Genomic DNA, 15,846 nt, shown 5'->3' with positions numbered 1-15,846 from the left:
GGGTTCGGCGGGGCGTGGGGGATCGCCCGCTCCGGGGCCGGGGGCCCGCGGGCCGAGGCCGCCGGGGAGGCCGCGGCCGCCTCCACCGCGCCCCCGCCGGCGCTCGTCGAGGCCGAGAACAGGCAGGTCAGGTTCCTGGCCGCCCGGATATCGGAGGCCCTCGACGAGGCCGGGGCCCTCGAGGCCGAGACGGCGGCGCTGCTCGAGGGCGACGAGACCTACGCGTGCCTGCTCACCGTGCCCGGCATCGGCCCGAGGACCGCGGCGCAGCTCGCGGTGTCGGTCGACATCGCGAGGTTCCCGGACCACGACCACCTGGCCTCGTACCGCGGCATAGCCCCGAGGGTGAGGGGCTCCGGCACGTCGGTGAGGTCGGTCAGGGCGTCCAGGCGGGGCGACGCGAGGCTCAAGTCCCTGCTGATCTTCTCGTGCAACAGCCTGGTGAGGTCGTCGGGGCGCTACGGCGAGTACTGCCGGGCCTGCAGGGCGCGGGGCATGGGGCACGGGCGGGCGCTCAAGGCCGTCGCGAGGAAGCGGCTCAGGGCGATATACGCCGTGATGCGCGACCGGGTGCCCTACCGGGAGTAGCCCCGACGGTTGACAAAACTATAGGAACACCCAACGACCACCTTCTGGCAACAGAGAGAATGCCGATGTTTTGGCAACGACAGCGAGCGCCCGCCAGAGCGAACAAATTGGCATGAAAAGAGGACGGCATAGACCTTCTGGTCATGCCGTCCTCTTTGAATGACAAGTTGTCGCTCTGGTGGGCGCGCAGCGTCGAGCTGTTACGCCGTTCGGTAGAACGGCGTAACTAACCTAGAAACGGTTGCCGCGGAAGCCGCCACCGTTGCGGCCGCCGCGATCGCCGCCGCGACCGCCGCGGTCGTTACCACGGTTGCCGCCGAAGCCGCCACGGTTGCCACCGCGGTCGCCATAGCCACCACGGTTGCCGCCAAAGCCGCCGCGACCGCCACGGTCGCCGCCACGGTCACCAAAGCCGCCACGGCCGCCACGATCGCCACCGCGACCGCCACGGTCACCGCCGCGGCCACCGCGATCGCCAAAGCCACCGCGGCCACCACGGTCGCCGCCACGGCCACCGCGATCGTCACGGCCACCGCGAGGACCGCGGTCCTCGTCCAGGCCCATGGCGACGAGCGGAGCGATAACCTTATCGAGAGCGGCCATCAACTCGGTGGCCTCCTCGTAAGAAAGCTCGGGCAGGAGCTTCTCCTTCTTGTTGGCAAGCTCGACCAGGCCCTCGGCGGCATCCTCGGCAGCGAAGACGACGATCTTGCGCATATCGCCCTCGGCGTCGTCGATGCGGCCGACCAGATCGGCAGCCTCGGCCTCGGCCATCAGGCCATCGAGCTCACGAAGGCGCATGCCCAGCAGGTCGGACATCTCCTTCTGCTCCATCTTGGGCTTGAGGTCAAGCAGCTTGATGGCGCGCTCGATGTTCGCCATACGCTCGGCCTTGGCCTCCTCCTCCTTGGAAATAGCAAAGCGACGGCTACGCAGCAGGCGGGCGGCCTTCTGCATCTTGTCCATCAGCTCTTCGTCATCGTAATCAACGGCGGCCTCGACAACCTCGGCCTCCTCCTCGGCGGAAACCTCGTCAGCAGCCTCAACCTCGGCAACTTCGGTCTCCACGGTCTCGACTGCCTCAACCTCGGCAGCCATGGTCTCGTTCTCGGTCTCGTTCATGATCTCTTCGTTCTCGGACATGAGACTCCTTCTTGGCCCTCTCGGGCATCATCGCCCCATTCGCGGGGCCCGTCGCGCACTCTTTGCGCTTTAAACATTCATGCCTCTCGGCAAAACGTCAATTAGTTTATGGTGTCGCCATCCAATCTAGCTGCAGAATCTATGTGCACACATTAATGCGACATGTACGACTCGCGGCGAGCGTACACAACCGACACCGCGAACCCGACAACGGCAATCACAGCCGCCACGCGCACGGCAGCCGCAAATCCAATCGCCTGGGCAACGTCCGTCGCGACGCCGGCGGCACCGGCAGCCGCTGCAGAACTCGAAAGCAGGTCGATAAACAGCGACGGGCCAAACGACGCGGCAATCATGTTCCACGTGTTGAGCAATGCCGTTCCGTGAGGATGCTCGGCAGCGGGTAGCGTCTCCAATCCGGCCGTTTGCGAGGGGCTCAGCACCAAACCGACGCCGGCATACACTACAACGGTCAGTGCCGCGACAACGCCGATGTTCATGGTCGCCGCGGTCATCGAGATCGCAGTCTGTCCCACGGCAATCAGGGCAAAACCGACCGGCAGCAGCGGCCATGCGCCACGGGCATCCATCACGCGCCCGCCTACAATCGAGGTCACGGCATTGCAGGCAATCGTCGGCAAAATGAGCAAGCCCGCAACAAGTGCGGTCATGCCGTATGCGCCCTCAAAATAGAGCGGCAACAAAACACTCATCGAGAACGTTGTCATCATCGACACCACCACAAGCAGGCACGCAGGCCAAAAACGAACGCTCGCCATGGGACGCACGTTAAGCACCGGATGCTCGAGCTTGAGCTGACGGGCCGCAAACAAGCTGAGCAGCACAAGGGCGGCGAAAAGCGTCCCGATGCCGGAAATCAGATTGGTCGAGAACTCGCCTACGGAATACACAAATGCCGTAATGCCGGCAGCGAGCAAAACAACCGACAGAATATCAAGCGTGGTGTTCGAGCGCTCTCCGACATTCTGAACAAGCTTTACGCCCGCCGCAGCGACCGCAATGCCGCCCACCAACGGCACTACGAACACCGCTCTCCAGCCAAACAACGTGCACATAAGACCGCTGATCACGGGTCCAAACGCCGGCCCTAGCGTAATGCAGGCACCGCCCAGACTCAGGTACAGACCGAGCTTCTCACGCGGGGCGCAAGACAGCACCACGTTCATCATGAGCGGAAACAAGATGCCCGATCCCGCAGCCTGCAAAATGCGACTTGGCAGCAAGACGGTAAACGTTGGGGCGACCAAGCACAGGACTTCTCCGGCGACCAGGCATCCACATGCGAAAAACAGCAGCTTACGCGTCGAAAAACAACCAGACAGAAAGGCCATGATGGCCGTAAAGATCGACGTCACGATCATGTAGCCCGAAACAAGCCACTGCGCCGTGGTGGCACTCACCGAAAAGGCCGCCATAATGTCGTGCAGCGCCACGTTAATGATGTTCTCGTTAAACGCGGCAACAAAGGCTGCGATATACATAACGATGAGAAACGCCGAAGTGCCCGATGGCGTTGCCCTAACTTGTTGCTGAGATTTGCTCCCCTTGCATTTCCTTCCTCTTGGAACGACAGTCGTATCGCCCCAGAGGAACAGTCCAGGGCGAGGATGAGCCCTAGACTTACGCCAGACGCCGCACGCGACGAGTTTGGCAACATGGTCCAACGTCGAAAGATTGTAACGCGGACGCACAGCTTTCCTTCCGCGCTATTATCAAAAGTCCACGAAAGCATGAGACATGAGGAGCCCGCCATGATTAAGCCCATCATGAAATCCGAGTTCTTTTTGCGCCTGCCCTCCGAAGACGCAGGGCCCGATGATGCCGCGACCGGGCAGGACCTCCTGGATACGCTCCTCGAGCATGAGCACGAGTGCGTTGGCCTCGCCGCCAACATGATCGGCGTGCGCAAACGCATCATCTGCGTAAAGGACGGCAACAGGGCGCTGCTGATGTACAACCCTCAAATTCTTGAGCAGGTCAATGCCTATCAGACGAGCGAAGGATGCCTCTCGTTGATCGGCGAGCGCCCCTGTACCCGCTACCGTCGCATTAAGGTGGAGTATTTGGACGAGAACTTCGTCCACCGCATCAAGAACTTCTCGGGCTACACCGCCGAGATCATCCAACACGAAATCGACCACTGTTGCGGAATCGTTGTATAGTTCCGCCGTTCTACCGAACGGCGGACCGCTTGACGCTGCGCGAGCCGCATTCACACCAATCTGACGTTCAGCTTCAAGGGCGCGACCAAAAGGTCAGCGCCCTTTCGCTTCACGTCACCTTGGCGCAAATGCGGCTCGCTCGCTGTCGTTTGCCTATCCTGCGACGCTTCAGTTCTCGCGGCGGCACATATCTAATCCCCTACGACTGGCGATAGTGATCGAAGAAGTCAGCCAAGTCTTCGAGGGACTCCTTGAGCACTTCCATGCGCGGCAGGTACACGATGCGGAAGTGGTCGGGCTCGGCCCAGTTAAAGCCGCCGCCGCGGGTGATCAGGATCTTCTTCTCGTGTAGCAGGTCAAGGGCAAACTGCTCGTCATCGGTGATGTTGAATTTCTTGACATCCATCTTGGGGAAGATATAGAACGCCGCACGCGGCTTGACCACCGAGATGCCGTCAATCTTGTTGAGCGCCTCATACACAAAGTTGCGCTGCTCGTAGACACGGCCGCCGGGACGGATGTAGTCGTTGACGGACTGGTGTCCACCGAGTGCCGTCTGGACGATTGACTGAGCCGGCACGTTGGAGCACAGGCGCATGTTCGAGAGCATGTTGATGCCCATAATAAAGTCGCTCATGCAGCGCTGGTTGCCCGAAAGCACCATCCAGCCAATACGATAGCCCGCAATCATGTGCGACTTGGAAAGGCCGCTAAAGGTGACGCAGGGCAGGTCGGGAGCGAGCGAGGCAATCGAGACGTGCTCGTAGCCGTCCATGCACAGGCGGTCGTAGATCTCATCAGCAAAGATCATCAGCTGATGCCTGCGTGCAACCTCGACGATACCCTCGAGCACCTCGCGCGGATAGACGGAACCCGTGGGGTTGTTGGGGTTGATAATGACGAGGGCCTTGGTCGCGCTCGTGATCTTGGACTCCATATCCTCCAGATCGGGATACCAATCCGCTTGCTCATCACACAGATAGTGAACGGGATGACCGCCGGCAAGGGTTGCGCACGCCGTCCAGAGCGGATAGTCGGGGCTGGGGATCAGAATCTCGTCGCCATTGTCGAGCAGTGCGTTCATCGAAAGCTGAATGAGTTCGGACACGCCGTTGCCCGTGTAGATGTGCTCCATCTGAACATTGGGCAGGCCCTTGATCTGCGAGTACTGCATGATCGCCTTGCGCGCGGAGAACAGTCCGCGCGAGTTGGAATAGCCTTCGCAGTCGGGCAGCTGCTGGCGCATATCCTTAATGACCTCATCGGGCGTGCGAAAACCAAAGGGCGCAGGGTTGCCGATGTTGAGCTTGAGGATGCGCTCGCCTTCGTCCTCCATACGGGCGGCTTCATCGACGACGGGGCCGCGGACGTCGTAGAGGACGTTGTCGAGTTTGGTGGATTTAGAAAAAGTACGCATGGGGACGCTCCTTGCAATTTGGGCTGAGGGATTGAGTTCGGGCTTGGAAACGTTGCGGGGCGATGATGTCTCGCCTTGATCGGCGTCACCGGCGAGCAGCCAGGTAACATCGACCTCCAAAATACGGGCGAGCAGCTCTGCCACATCACGCCGCGGGATCGTCTTGCCGCTCACATATTGGCTCATCTGACTCTTGCCGAGTTTTTTGCCGAGCATCTCCGATGCGCGGATCACGTCCGACTGGCGAACGTCGCGATCGGACATAGCCTGTCGCAGGCGATCGCTAAACGTCTCTTGGGCCACAGGAACCTCCTTGCTGGCAAAGTTCAATTTATAGAACACGAATTGAACCAAGGTTCAATTTAGCAAGCAGTATAGCGCCGTGCTCTTTCGAAAAGTTCAATTTCAATAATAAAGCGAACCACACCTCGAGATTTATCCCAAAGCGACAACGGTATGCGCTCGCCTAGAGATATTCGAGAAAACGAGCGGCGGCAAGCGAAACGTCGGCCGTTCGATATATGGCGTTAATCTGCCGATGGGGACGTCCCTCGAGCGGACGAATGGCGACATTGAACTGGCAGCGCCGCAAGATGAGCGCCGGAAGGATGCTCACGCCCAAGCCGTCCTCGACCATGGCCATAATCGCATAGTCATCCCAGGTCGACAGTTTTGAGCGCACCGTCAGCCCCGCCCGACGGAACAGCGGCGTAATCTCGTCATCGGTGCCGCGTTCCAGCAGAATAAACTGCTCGTTGGCCAAGTCGGCAAGCGAGACGGCCCCCTCACTAGCAAGCAGAGAGTCTGTCGGCACCACCGCCATCAACTCGTCGCGCACCAAAGATCGCGATGTCATGCCATTTTCTCGGGGCTCATGCGGGATAAAGCCCAGATCGCAGCGGCCCTGCGCCACCCATTGTTCAATCTCTGAATAGTCGCCCATCAGTAACTCGTAATCGACGTCTGGATAATCGGCGCGAAAACGCGCGATCACCGGCGGCAGCACGTGGGTCGCCACGCTCGAAAACGTACCGATGCAGATTTTGCCACGCATGAGCCCACGCATCTCATCCACACGCCGCTGCAAGCGAATGAATTCCTCGCAGAGCGCCTCGACAGCCGGCATGACCTGCCGCCCGTCGGCAGAAAGCGTCACGCCCTCGCGGCTGCGGTCGAGCACCTTAAAGCCCCAGTCGGCCTCGAGGTCGGCCACCATGCGGCTCACGCCCGATTGCGAATAGCTCAGGCGCTCTGCAGCACGCGTAAAGCTGCCGGCACGCACCGTCTCGAGCAGCACTTGCATCTTTTGGATATTGGTCTCCACGGTACACCCCCCACCCTTGCATGAGTTTTTGTCATGTTTTCCATGCATTATATTCGCTTTTCTTCTAAAGCCAGTTCACCCATAGTGAACATGTTCGGATATATAGGGGATGTCAGCGCATGAACAACGGACTGTTTACGTACTTAGCAGCATTGCTATTGTTTGGCTCCAATGGCATCATCGCCGCTGCCATCGCGCTGCCGAGCTCCGATATCGTGCTCCTGCGCACGTTTTTGGGCGCTCTCACCCTTGCCGCCATCCTCTTCATAACCAAGCGCCATAACCTGCAGGCTCCGTCTCGCCCCCGTGAGGCCGCAGCGCTCATCGTCTCGGGCGCCGCGCTGGGCGCCAGCTGGATTTTCCTGTTCCGCGCCTATCAGACGATCGGTGTTGGCATCTCCTCGCTGTTGTATTACTGCGGCCCCATCATCGTTATGGCCCTCTCCCCGCTCATTTTTGGCGAAAAGCTGACCGGCGGCAAAATCGCCGGGTTTATCGCCGTTGCCTGCGGCGCCTTTCTCATTGCGGCACAAGGTCTAGGCGGCAATATGCCCATTGCGGGTATCGCTTGCGGCATCGCCTCGGCCTTCTGCTACGCGTTGATGGTCATCGCTAGCAAGGGTGCGCCACACGTCGAAGGCCTCGAAAACTCCGCGCTCCAGGTGAGCGCCGCCTTTATGACCGCGCTGGTCCTTACGCTCCTCACGCAGGGCGCCCCCTCGTTCCTCTCCCCCAGCATTGCCGCCGGCATCGATTGGCGCGCCGTCGCCATGCTCGGCGTCGTCAACACCGGCATCGGCTGCCTGCTCTACTTTAGTGCTGTCGCCAAGCTGCCCGTGCAGACCGTCGCGGTTGTCGGCTACCTCGAGCCGCTTTCGGCAGTCGTGTTCTCCGCCGTCCTTTTGGGCGAGACCATGACGCCAATCCGCCTCATGGGCGCCGCGCTCATCATCGGCGGCGCGGTCTTTTGCGAACTCGCCGGCAAACGCGCAAGCACCAAGGCCGGTATCGCCCAGGCAGCACGCGCTTAAGGGACATTTTCTCGGGGCGCATGCGGGATAAAGCCCAGGTCGCAGCGCCCCTGCACCTCACAGGAGATGCAGGGGCGCTTTGCACTGCAGTAAAGCTATGGGCTACGAACGACGCGGCTCGGGAACCACGAGCCTATCGGGGCTCGCGCCCTCGGCATCCATCAGGCTCACGTAACGAATCGACGGATCCCCATACATCGCGTAGTAATAATTGCCCGTGCGCGCGCTAAAGCATCCGGTATAGATAGTCTTCTCGAACTTGCCATCGCCCATCCTGGACGCCCCCTCAATCATCACCACGCCCTCGAGCGAGCGGAACATGCGAACGACGTTTTCGGTCTCGCTCTCCTTTTGCGGGTAATTGGCATTGAGGTACGCCGCCTTTACAAAACGGCTCGGCGAATAGCAATCGCCCGGAATGCCGCGCATGCCGGCACCGGCTCCATAGGGCTTAAGCTCGGCGCCACGCCATGTCGCCGTCTGCGGAAAATCGCTTGTGGCGGTGATATAGGTGCGCAGGTTTTCCATGTGCCACGGGAAGGTCGGCTGGTTGGCAAGGGTGTCGACCGGATCGTCGTATACATGCAGGCCGTCAGCCATCATCTCGACCACGATGCTGCGCTGGCTGTCGCCGATAATCCAATGGAGCAGCGACACGCCCAGCCCCTCTCCGGCAGATTTGGCGACAATCACCGTGTCGCGCAGCGCGGCCTCGACCTCATCGACCGTCGAGAACGTCGCTGCCACCCACAGGGGAAACTCATAGGCCGCGATATTGTTCTTGCCGTCGACAGGGCCCTCGGCATACTCGGCATAGCCGGGAAAGTTGAGCCCCGCCACAGCCAGACCCGCATCGTTACCACAGTCGAAAAACATGGGATAGTTCTTGTAATCGATGCACATGCCGATTACCGCGTGTGCCGCCGACGCATCGTCGATAAACGAATACGGAATGTGGAACCCGCGCGGCATCACGCGAACCTGTTGGCCGTAGTCAAAGCTCCAGTCGAGGTTGCGGCCCAGATACATGTGGCCAGAATTATCGGTAAATCGAATGCTCGTGCACATAGCGCCTCCTAGCTTTACGGTCCTGCTAAGGTTATTGTCACCAAACAAAAAGGCGCTAAACACAAAAGCCCGGACATGACAACAATGTCACGCCCGGGACAAAAGCACAGGTTCAATCCCCGATCAAATCACTCGACCGGAAATAACCGAACAGGTCGGTTTAAAGTGTCGAGGTGCCGCAGATTGGCGTGAAAGAGGAGCGCAGCGTACTAACGGTACGTAAGCGACGATTGAACGCCAAGGTGCGGTGCATCGGCGCTTTAAACCAACTTTCCAAGACAGTGATCAATCATATGCTGGACCATCTGCGCCTCGAAGCCCACAAAGTCCTGCTTGCGCTCGCGCATCTTGCCATCGACGATCTGGTCAAAGGCAACCTTGCACTTGATATAGCGCGTGGACTTGGTGACCTCCTCGTGCGTCAGGCAGCTCTCCTCCATCTTGCTGGCGCCCAGGCCAAACACCAGACGGGGGTTGTAGAGCACGTGGGGCTCGCCGGCGTCGTCCAGGTAGACGCAGACCTTCTTGGTAACGCCGATCTGGTTGGCGGCCAAGCAGCCGGCATCATCGAGCGACTTGATGGTATCGATCAGGTCCTGAGCAACCGACTCGTCCTCGACGGTCGCAACCTCGCAACGCTGGGACAGGATAGCCTCGTCGTGGCAAAGCTCTTTAATCATACGTTCCTCCATAGGGGTCGTTGTAACCGCTTAAGTATACGGTACCCACACATTTTCATGCGATAAATACCGTCCGTCTGTTACAAAGCGCCGAACATCAACATGCGAGGAACAGCAAGGTTGTAAAGGCGATATAGTAAATGAGTTCGTGTCAATCGGCCTAAACTCGGGGCCGAACAAGGAAAGGGTATGCATGGACGAACTTTTTCACGTCAGTGAGCGCAAGTCCACAATCGGGACCGAACTTCGCGCTGGACTGACAACATTCCTGGCGATGGCCTACATCATCGCCGTCAACCCCGCAGTGCTCTCGGGCGCTGGCATTGATGCGGGAGCGCTCGCCTGCGCCACCTGCCTGGGCGCCGGCATCATGACCATCTGCATGGGCATCTTCGCAAACCGCCCGCTCGCCTGCGCTTCAGGCCTGGGCATCAACGCCATGATCGCGGGCATCACCACCACCATGTGCGGCGGTGACTGGCACGTCGCCATGAGCGTTATCTTCCTCGAGGGTATCGTCATCTTGCTGCTCGTCCTTTGCGGCCTGCGCGAGGCCATCATGGACGCCATCCCCGTGGTCCTGCGCCACGCCATCTCGGTGGGTCTGGGCCTGTTTATCGCCATGATCGGCCTGTGCGACGCCGGCATTATCACCGCTGGCGCCGGCACACTCGTCGGTCTGGGCGACATCACCTCCCCCACCTTTATCGTCGGCATCATCTCCATCGTCGTGACGGTTGCCCTGGCCTCCCGCAACGTGCCGGGCTCGCTGCTCATCGGTATCATCGTCGCCGTTATCGCCGGCATCCCGCTGGGCGTCACCCACGCCCCCGAGGGCCTCATCGCCCCGCTCGATTTCTCGACCTTCGGCGCCCCGTTTGCCAGCACCGCCGACGGCAACATGGCTATCGTGAAGGTTCTGACCGACCCGATGCTGCTCGTCGTGGCCTTCTCGCTGCTCATGAGCGACTTCTTCGACACCATGGGCACCGCGATGGCCGTCGCCAAGCAGGGCGAGTTCCTGACCGAGGACGGCAATGTCGAGGACATCCGCCCCATCCTGGTTGTTGACTCCGTGGCCGCCGCTGCCGGTGGCTTTATGGGCGTCTCCTCCATCACCACCTTCGTCGAGTCCACTTCCGGCGCCGCCGACGGTGGTCGCACGGGCCTCACCTCCGTCACCACCGGCGTGCTGTTCATTCTCGCCGCGTTCTTCTCCCCCATCGTCACCATCGTTTCCAGTGCCGCCACCTGCGGTGCCCTGGTCTATGTCGGCTACCTCATGATGAGCGAGGCCTCCGAGATCGACTGGTCCGACGTGTCGCAGGGCTTCCCGGCGTTCATGATTGTCGCCGGCGTGCCCTTCACCTACTCCATCTCCGCCGGCATTGGCCTGGGCTTTATCGCCTACGTGATCGTCGCGCTCTTTAAGGGCGAGGCCTCCAAGATCAAGCCGCTCATGTGGATTGCAGCCCTCGCCTTCCTCGTCTACTTCTTTGTAGCGTAAGGGCAAGATTCACAATACCAAACACCAAAGCGCGGAGTCGCATCGAGCGGCTCCGCGCTTTGCTTTTAAAGCCAGGCACCGCGCGGGCGCGCGATGTATTGCTTCCCAAGTTTTGGACATTTTGCCCTCCAAACGGCACTACCGACGGCTACATCCTGCAGATATGCTGGATATAACCGCATAGGCCCTATGAGGATGGGAGTAACCATGGCCGCCTTGTTCACGACCCCCAAGCGCAATGACAAAACCTCAGGAGCCCATTTTGTCGAGCCCGACGAGCACCGTCGCGCACTGCTCGCGCACGGCAGCTGGCGCCGCGTGACGCGCCGCATCGTTGCGGGCGCCGTGTGCGCGCTCACGGTGAGCTCGCTGCTCATGCCGAGCATCTCGCTCGCGGCCGAGTGGATTGATGTTGGCGGCACCCAGTACAACGCCGGCACTGCGGCGGGCGACGGCGCCGGCACCTGGAGCTGGGACGGCGCCGACGACATGAAGCTCATCAACTATAACGGCGGTGAGATCAAGGCTGCAGGCAAGCTCAACATTGTCTATGAGGGCAAGAACACCGTGAAAACCGAGCCTGATTACACCGGAGCCGCCATCAAGGCGCAGGACGGCACTAGCCAGAAAGCAGAGTTGAACATAACGAGCTCGAATAGCACGGATGAGCTCAATGTGACAGCCGAGGCCGATGCAATTAAATCAACAGGCGACCTCTCCATTTCTGGCCCAGGCACTGTGAACACCACAAGCACTGCTTCCGACGGAATTGAGGCAAAGGGCGATCTCTCTATCACGGGCTCGGGCACCGTGAATGCAACGGGCGGTACCGAAGGCATCCAATCCAAGGGCAAGACCACCATCGATTCCTCTGGCACAGTGATCGCTAAAGGAGGCGAAGGTTACGGCGTCGCCGCGGGCAGTGACCTGATCATCAAAGGCGGTGGCAAGGTAGAAGCAAGCTCGATAGAAGAAGCGGCGATTTGGGCTGACGGCAACATCGACATCTCGGGCGGCAGCCAGGTCAAGGCAAGCTCCCAGGGAGATCTTGCCGTCGACGCTGAGGGTAGTCTCGCGGTCACGAACGCCTCCCTTGACGCAAGCGGTGTTGAATATGGTGTCTATGCCTACAAGGGCGTTACGCTCGATCATGCGACCGTGACGGTCCGCACAAGCGCGAGCGGCGGCCAGGCCATCGCCCTCATCACTGATGGGGACGACATCGTCATCAAGAATGGTTCCATCGTGGACGCGTTCGCAGAAGGCAAATTCTCGGTTGCAATCTCTACCAGAAACCACCAGCCAAACGTCGCTGGCGGCCACATCTACATCAGCGACTCCGTTGTTAAGGCTATAGCCCGCTATGTCGAGACCGGTGGCGATGGCCCCGATCACTACAGCAACGACCAAAGCGGCGAGGTCATCCCTGAGCCTAGGGGTCTGAACATCGGTATCTTCGCCCAGACCTACGAGGGCATCACGCCCGCGAGTATCTCGATCGTCCGCAGCAAGCTCACGGCCGAGGGAGACACGGCGGCAATCTTCGCTCCTGCCATAAGCGAGGATGGCAAGGCGATCGGCACCATCGAGATCGAAGGCGCTCCCATCCGGGCGCCCGCAGGCGGCAAGATCATTAACTATCGCAACAAGGAAGAACTCAGCGGCGGCATCCTCTGCGAGGCGGGTCAAACCATCGGCACGGGCGACGACGTGATCGACTCTCCCTATGACGCCGCTGTCGCCAAGAGCACGCTCACCGTACCTCCCGAGAAGATCAAACCCGAGGAAAAGTCCGGCGAGACCAAGCCCGAGGGTTCCAAGCCCGAGGGCGCAAAGACGACCAAGACCGTTGCAGTTGCAGCCACGGGAGCCAAGATCGCCGGCAAACTCGCAGCAACCGGCGACACCTCGAGCGCGGCCATCATAGCGACCGCCCTTGCAGGAACGGCCACCATCGTCACAGGCGCCCTGGCGAGTCGCAAACGCTCGTAAACACTTTTTCGCACAGGACGGGTGCATCGCGGCCCTTGCCTTCCTCGTCTACTTCTTCGTAGCGTAAGGGCAAGGCTACAAAAGCTGAACAATAAAGCGCGGAGTCGCCATGCGGCCCCGCGCTTTTCTTTTAGCGCCGGTCCCTGCACCGGCGTGCGGCCTATTTCTCCCCCATTTTGGCCATTTTGCCCTCCATACGGCACTACCGCCGGCAACATCCAGCAGATACGCTGAATCTAGTCGTATAGGCCCTATGAGAACGGGAGCAACCATGGCAGCCTTGTTCACGACCCCCAAACGCAATGACACTACCGCCGGAACCCATGTTGCCGAACCCGACGTTCGCCGTCGCATAGGACTCGCGCACGGCAGCTGGCGCCGCGTGACGCGCCGCATCGTCGTGGGAGCCGTATGCGCGCTCACGGTAAGCTCGCTGCTCATGCCGAGCGTCTCGCTCGCAGCGGAATGGGTCAAGGTCGGCGGCAACAAGTACAACACCGCGGCGAGCGACGAGGCCGGTACCTGGTCGTGGGACGGCGCCGACGACTTGAAGCTCAGCAACTATAACGGCGGCGAGATCCAGGCCGCAGGCAAGCTCAACGTGAATTACTCGGGAACCAACATCGTCACTGCCGAATGGATCGAAAGCATCAACGTTTCTCATGGCACTAACGAGAATGCCGAGCTCAATATCCAAGGCGACGAGGGCGGCACGCTCAGCGTGACATCTACTGAGGACGCTATCCTCTCCACGGGTAATATCAAAATCGACGGAGCCGGATCCGTCAACGCCACGAGCACTGGGTTTGATGCCATCAATGCCGGGGGTGATCTCGCTATCAAAGGTTCGGGCAACGTCAACGCCACGGGCGCATCGGATGGCATCAGGGCAAACGGCAATATCACGATTGACGACAGCGGAGCCGTCACCGCCAGGGCTACCAAGGACAAGGGTATTGGAACCGACAAGAACCTCACCATAAAGGGTGGCGGGGCAGTCGAGGCAAGCTCAGCCGATGGTGAGGCCCTTTGGAGCGGCGGCAATATCAACATCTCGGACGGCAGCCAGGTCAAGGCAAGCTCCGAGAAAGACGCTGCCATCGAGGCCAAGGGCAGCCTCGCAGCCACAAACGCCTCCCTCAACGTAAACGGTGTTGAATATGGCGTCTATGCCCACAAGGGCATCACCCTCGATCATGCAAACGTGACGGTCCGTGCAAGTAAAGGCAGATACGGTGGCGCCATCGCCCTCTTCACCTACCAGGACGACATCGTCGTCAAGAACGGCTCCACCGTGGACGCGTTTGCGGAAGGCGAGGTTTCGGCTGCATTCTCCACCAGAAACGATCGACCCAACGAGAAGGGTGGCCACATCTACATCAGCGACTCCGTTGTCAAGGCCATAGCCCGCTATGTCGAGAACGGCGACGGCCCCATCCCCTACAGCGAAAACCAAGATGGCGAGACGAGGCGCGAACCCCAAGGCGAGAACATCGGCATCATCGCCCAGACCAGCGAGGGCGTCACACCCGCAGTCATCTCGATCATCCGCAGCAAGGTAACGGTCGAAGGAGATACAGCGGCAATCTTTGCCCGTGCCATGAGCGCTGACGGCAAGACAATCGGCACCATCAAGATTGAGAACGCCGCCATCCAGACGCCCGAAGGCGGCAAGGTCATTGACTATCGCAAGCTCCGTGACGGCATCTACGAAGCAGGCCAAGCCATCGGCACGGGCGACGCCACGGTCGACTCCCTCTATATCAAAGCAGTCGCCAAAAGCACGACCATCGCACCTCCCGAGGTAGCCAAGCCGGAAGACCCCAAGCCCGACGAGACCAAGCAGAACCCCAAGCCTGAGGGCTCAAAGCCGACCAAGGCCGTTGCGGCTTCAACCACGAAAGCCAAGACTACCGGCGTGCTCGCGGCAACCGGCGACACCTCGGGTGCGGCCATCGTGGCAACCGTCCTTGCGGGAACAGCCGCTATCGCCGCAGGCACCATGGCGAGCCGTAAGCGCTCTTAGACGCCTCTGCGCACATGGCAGCTCCCGCGAAGGCCCCGAGCCCCAGCACCGTTTAACAACGCCACCGCCGAGCTCCCCTCCGGCGGTGGCGTTTTCCATATGCGTCCGCAGGGGATGCACGAGATTGTCTTTGGTCTAGCCCAACCGGCATACGCTGGCGTGCGACAATTGGGGCTGCCGATATCACAACACTGAGAGAAGCCCGTCATGGAAGCGCATCAAAAGCAGATAACCGTTTATTCGAATCATACGGAAAGCGCGCCTGTCATCTACCTTCCTGTGGTCGTGGGCGACGGCAGCGAGGTTTATAAGTGTTGCCGAGAGCTCGACTGTCCGCCATTCGCCCTCGTCACCATTGGCGGGCTCGATTGGAATCGCGAGCTGAGCCCCTGGGCATGCGACGGGACCGTACGCGATGCCGAGCCTTTCGGCGGCCAAGCTGCCGGTTTTCTTGATGAGCTGCTGAATCAGATAATCCCCCAGGTCGAGTCATCGCTTCCTCAGCCGCCCACCTGGCGTGGCATTGCCGGTTACTCGCTCGCGGGCCTCTTCGCACTCTGGTCCCTCTGGCAAACCGACGCATTTGACCGCGCCGCGAGCGCATCGGGGTCGCTATGGTTTCCCGACTTTGTCGATCGCGCCAGCACGGCGCCATTTGCCGGCAGCCCGCAGGCTGTCTATCTGTCGCTCGGTAAAAAGGAGACCAAGACTCCCAACCGCATGATGCGGCACGTACTCGACGATACGCGCGCAATGGAAAAGCTGCTCGGCGAACGTGGTATTCCCACGACGCTGGAGCTCAACCCCGGCAATCACTTTTCCCAGACCGACTTGCGCATGGCCCGCGGCATCCACTGGATACTGACGCATTAAAAATGGTGCCCACG

General features: G+C 60.3%; 13 protein-coding genes. 7 read left to right on the top strand and 6 right to left on the bottom strand.

The features are described from left to right. On the top strand, positions 1 to 588 hold a 588-nt coding region (locus DW892_RS08360; RefSeq protein WP_147349862.1), incomplete at its 5' end, for a transposase. A gap of 231 nt (positions 589 to 819) precedes the next feature. Here DW892_RS08360 and DW892_RS08355 read toward each other — a convergent pair. Together DW892_RS08355 and DW892_RS08350 are read right to left on the bottom strand one after the other, a co-directional pair. Next, on the bottom strand, positions 820 to 1,731 hold the full coding sequence (locus tag DW892_RS08355; RefSeq protein ID WP_117766881.1) for a hypothetical protein: 912 nt from the start codon (positions 1,729 to 1,731) through the stop codon (positions 820 to 822). Positions 1,732 to 1,883: 152 nt separating this feature from the next. Further along, a complete protein-coding gene (locus DW892_RS08350; protein WP_233546897.1) occupies positions 1,884 to 3,233 on the bottom strand; it encodes an MFS transporter in 1,350 nt (449 codons plus the stop codon). Positions 3,234 to 3,503: 270 nt separating this feature from the next. On the opposite strand from DW892_RS08350, the gene DW892_RS08345 reads away from it, so the two are divergent. Further along, entirely contained in the window at positions 3,504 to 3,914 is a 411-nt protein-coding gene (locus DW892_RS08345; RefSeq protein ID WP_117758252.1) for a peptide deformylase, read from the top strand. Positions 3,915 to 4,113: 199 nt separating this feature from the next. On the opposite strand, the gene DW892_RS08340 is transcribed toward DW892_RS08345, so the two are convergent. Then, the gene (locus tag DW892_RS08340) at positions 4,114 to 5,595 is read right to left on the bottom strand and encodes an aminotransferase class I/II-fold pyridoxal phosphate-dependent enzyme (protein WP_117758301.1); all 1,482 of its coding nucleotides are present in this window, start codon (positions 5,593 to 5,595) and stop codon (positions 4,114 to 4,116) included. A 202-nt stretch (positions 5,596 to 5,797) separates the two neighbouring features. Further along, positions 5,798 to 6,655, bottom strand: coding sequence for a LysR family transcriptional regulator (locus tag DW892_RS08335; RefSeq protein WP_233539876.1), 858 nt, complete (start codon positions 6,653 to 6,655; stop codon positions 5,798 to 5,800). A 119-nt stretch (positions 6,656 to 6,774) separates the two neighbouring features. Between DW892_RS08335 and DW892_RS08330 the strand changes: the two genes are divergently transcribed. Next, on the top strand, positions 6,775 to 7,686 hold the full coding sequence (locus DW892_RS08330; RefSeq protein ID WP_117758254.1) for a DMT family transporter: 912 nt from the start codon (positions 6,775 to 6,777) through the stop codon (positions 7,684 to 7,686). Positions 7,687 to 7,788: 102 nt separating this feature from the next. Here the strand turns inward: DW892_RS08330 and bsh are convergent, their stop codons facing one another. Then, a complete protein-coding gene (gene bsh, locus DW892_RS08325) occupies positions 7,789 to 8,754 on the bottom strand; it encodes a choloylglycine hydrolase (RefSeq protein ID WP_117629622.1) in 966 nt (321 codons plus the stop codon). 260 nt (positions 8,755 to 9,014) lie between these two features. Continuing rightward, positions 9,015 to 9,434, bottom strand: a complete 420-nt coding sequence (locus tag DW892_RS08320) for a peptide deformylase (protein ID WP_117563534.1) — start codon at positions 9,432 to 9,434, stop codon at positions 9,015 to 9,017. 193 nt (positions 9,435 to 9,627) lie between these two features. On the opposite strand from DW892_RS08320, the gene DW892_RS08315 reads away from it, so the two are divergent. The 4 genes from DW892_RS08315 (at position 9,628) to DW892_RS08300 (ending at position 15,832) form a co-directional block, all read left to right on the top strand. Next, positions 9,628 to 10,941 (top strand): NCS2 family permease, encoded by a 1,314-nt coding sequence (locus tag DW892_RS08315; RefSeq protein ID WP_117582871.1) that lies wholly within the window; start codon positions 9,628 to 9,630, stop codon positions 10,939 to 10,941. A 207-nt stretch (positions 10,942 to 11,148) separates the two neighbouring features. Further along, complete coding sequence (locus tag DW892_RS08310; RefSeq protein WP_117766877.1) at positions 11,149 to 12,933, top strand: hypothetical protein; 1,785 nt, start codon at positions 11,149 to 11,151, stop codon at positions 12,931 to 12,933. 271 nt (positions 12,934 to 13,204) lie between these two features. Next, complete coding sequence (locus DW892_RS08305) at positions 13,205 to 14,959, top strand: hypothetical protein (protein WP_158561601.1); 1,755 nt, start codon at positions 13,205 to 13,207, stop codon at positions 14,957 to 14,959. A gap of 207 nt (positions 14,960 to 15,166) precedes the next feature. After that, entirely contained in the window at positions 15,167 to 15,832 is a 666-nt protein-coding gene (locus tag DW892_RS08300) for an alpha/beta hydrolase (protein ID WP_117655640.1), read from the top strand. Positions 15,833 to 15,846: the final 14 nt, after the last annotated feature.

Source organism: Collinsella sp. AM40-7AC (genome assembly GCF_003468125.1).
Lineage (GTDB): Bacteria > Actinomycetota > Coriobacteriia > Coriobacteriales > Coriobacteriaceae > Collinsella > Collinsella aerofaciens_O.
This window is presented reverse-complemented; position numbering and strand designations above follow the sequence as displayed.

What these genes read in the sequence shown, in the direction of transcription:
- DW892_RS08310 (WP_117766877.1), top strand. Translation starts at nt 11,149, where the DNA reads ATGGCCGCCTTGTTCACGACCCCCAAGCGCAATGACAAAACCTCAGGA.
- DW892_RS08300 (WP_117655640.1), top strand. Translation starts at nt 15,167, where the DNA reads ATGGAAGCGCATCAAAAGCAGATAACCGTTTATTCGAATCATACGGAA.
- DW892_RS08315 (WP_117582871.1), top strand. Translation starts at nt 9,628, where the DNA reads ATGGACGAACTTTTTCACGTCAGTGAGCGCAAGTCCACAATCGGGACC.
- DW892_RS08355 (WP_117766881.1), bottom strand. Translation starts at nt 1,731, where the DNA reads ATGTCCGAGAACGAAGAGATCATGAACGAGACCGAGAACGAGACCATG.
- DW892_RS08320 (WP_117563534.1), bottom strand. Translation starts at nt 9,434, where the DNA reads ATGATTAAAGAGCTTTGCCACGACGAGGCTATCCTGTCCCAGCGTTGC.
- DW892_RS08350 (WP_233546897.1), bottom strand. Translation starts at nt 3,233, where the DNA reads ATGTATATCGCAGCCTTTGTTGCCGCGTTTAACGAGAACATCATTAAC.
- DW892_RS08345 (WP_117758252.1), top strand. Translation starts at nt 3,504, where the DNA reads ATGATTAAGCCCATCATGAAATCCGAGTTCTTTTTGCGCCTGCCCTCC.
- DW892_RS08330 (WP_117758254.1), top strand. Translation starts at nt 6,775, where the DNA reads ATGAACAACGGACTGTTTACGTACTTAGCAGCATTGCTATTGTTTGGC.
- DW892_RS08340 (WP_117758301.1), bottom strand. Translation starts at nt 5,595, where the DNA reads ATGTCCGATCGCGACGTTCGCCAGTCGGACGTGATCCGCGCATCGGAG.
- DW892_RS08305 (WP_158561601.1), top strand. Translation starts at nt 13,205, where the DNA reads ATGGCAGCCTTGTTCACGACCCCCAAACGCAATGACACTACCGCCGGA.
- bsh (WP_117629622.1), bottom strand. Translation starts at nt 8,754, where the DNA reads ATGTGCACGAGCATTCGATTTACCGATAATTCTGGCCACATGTATCTG.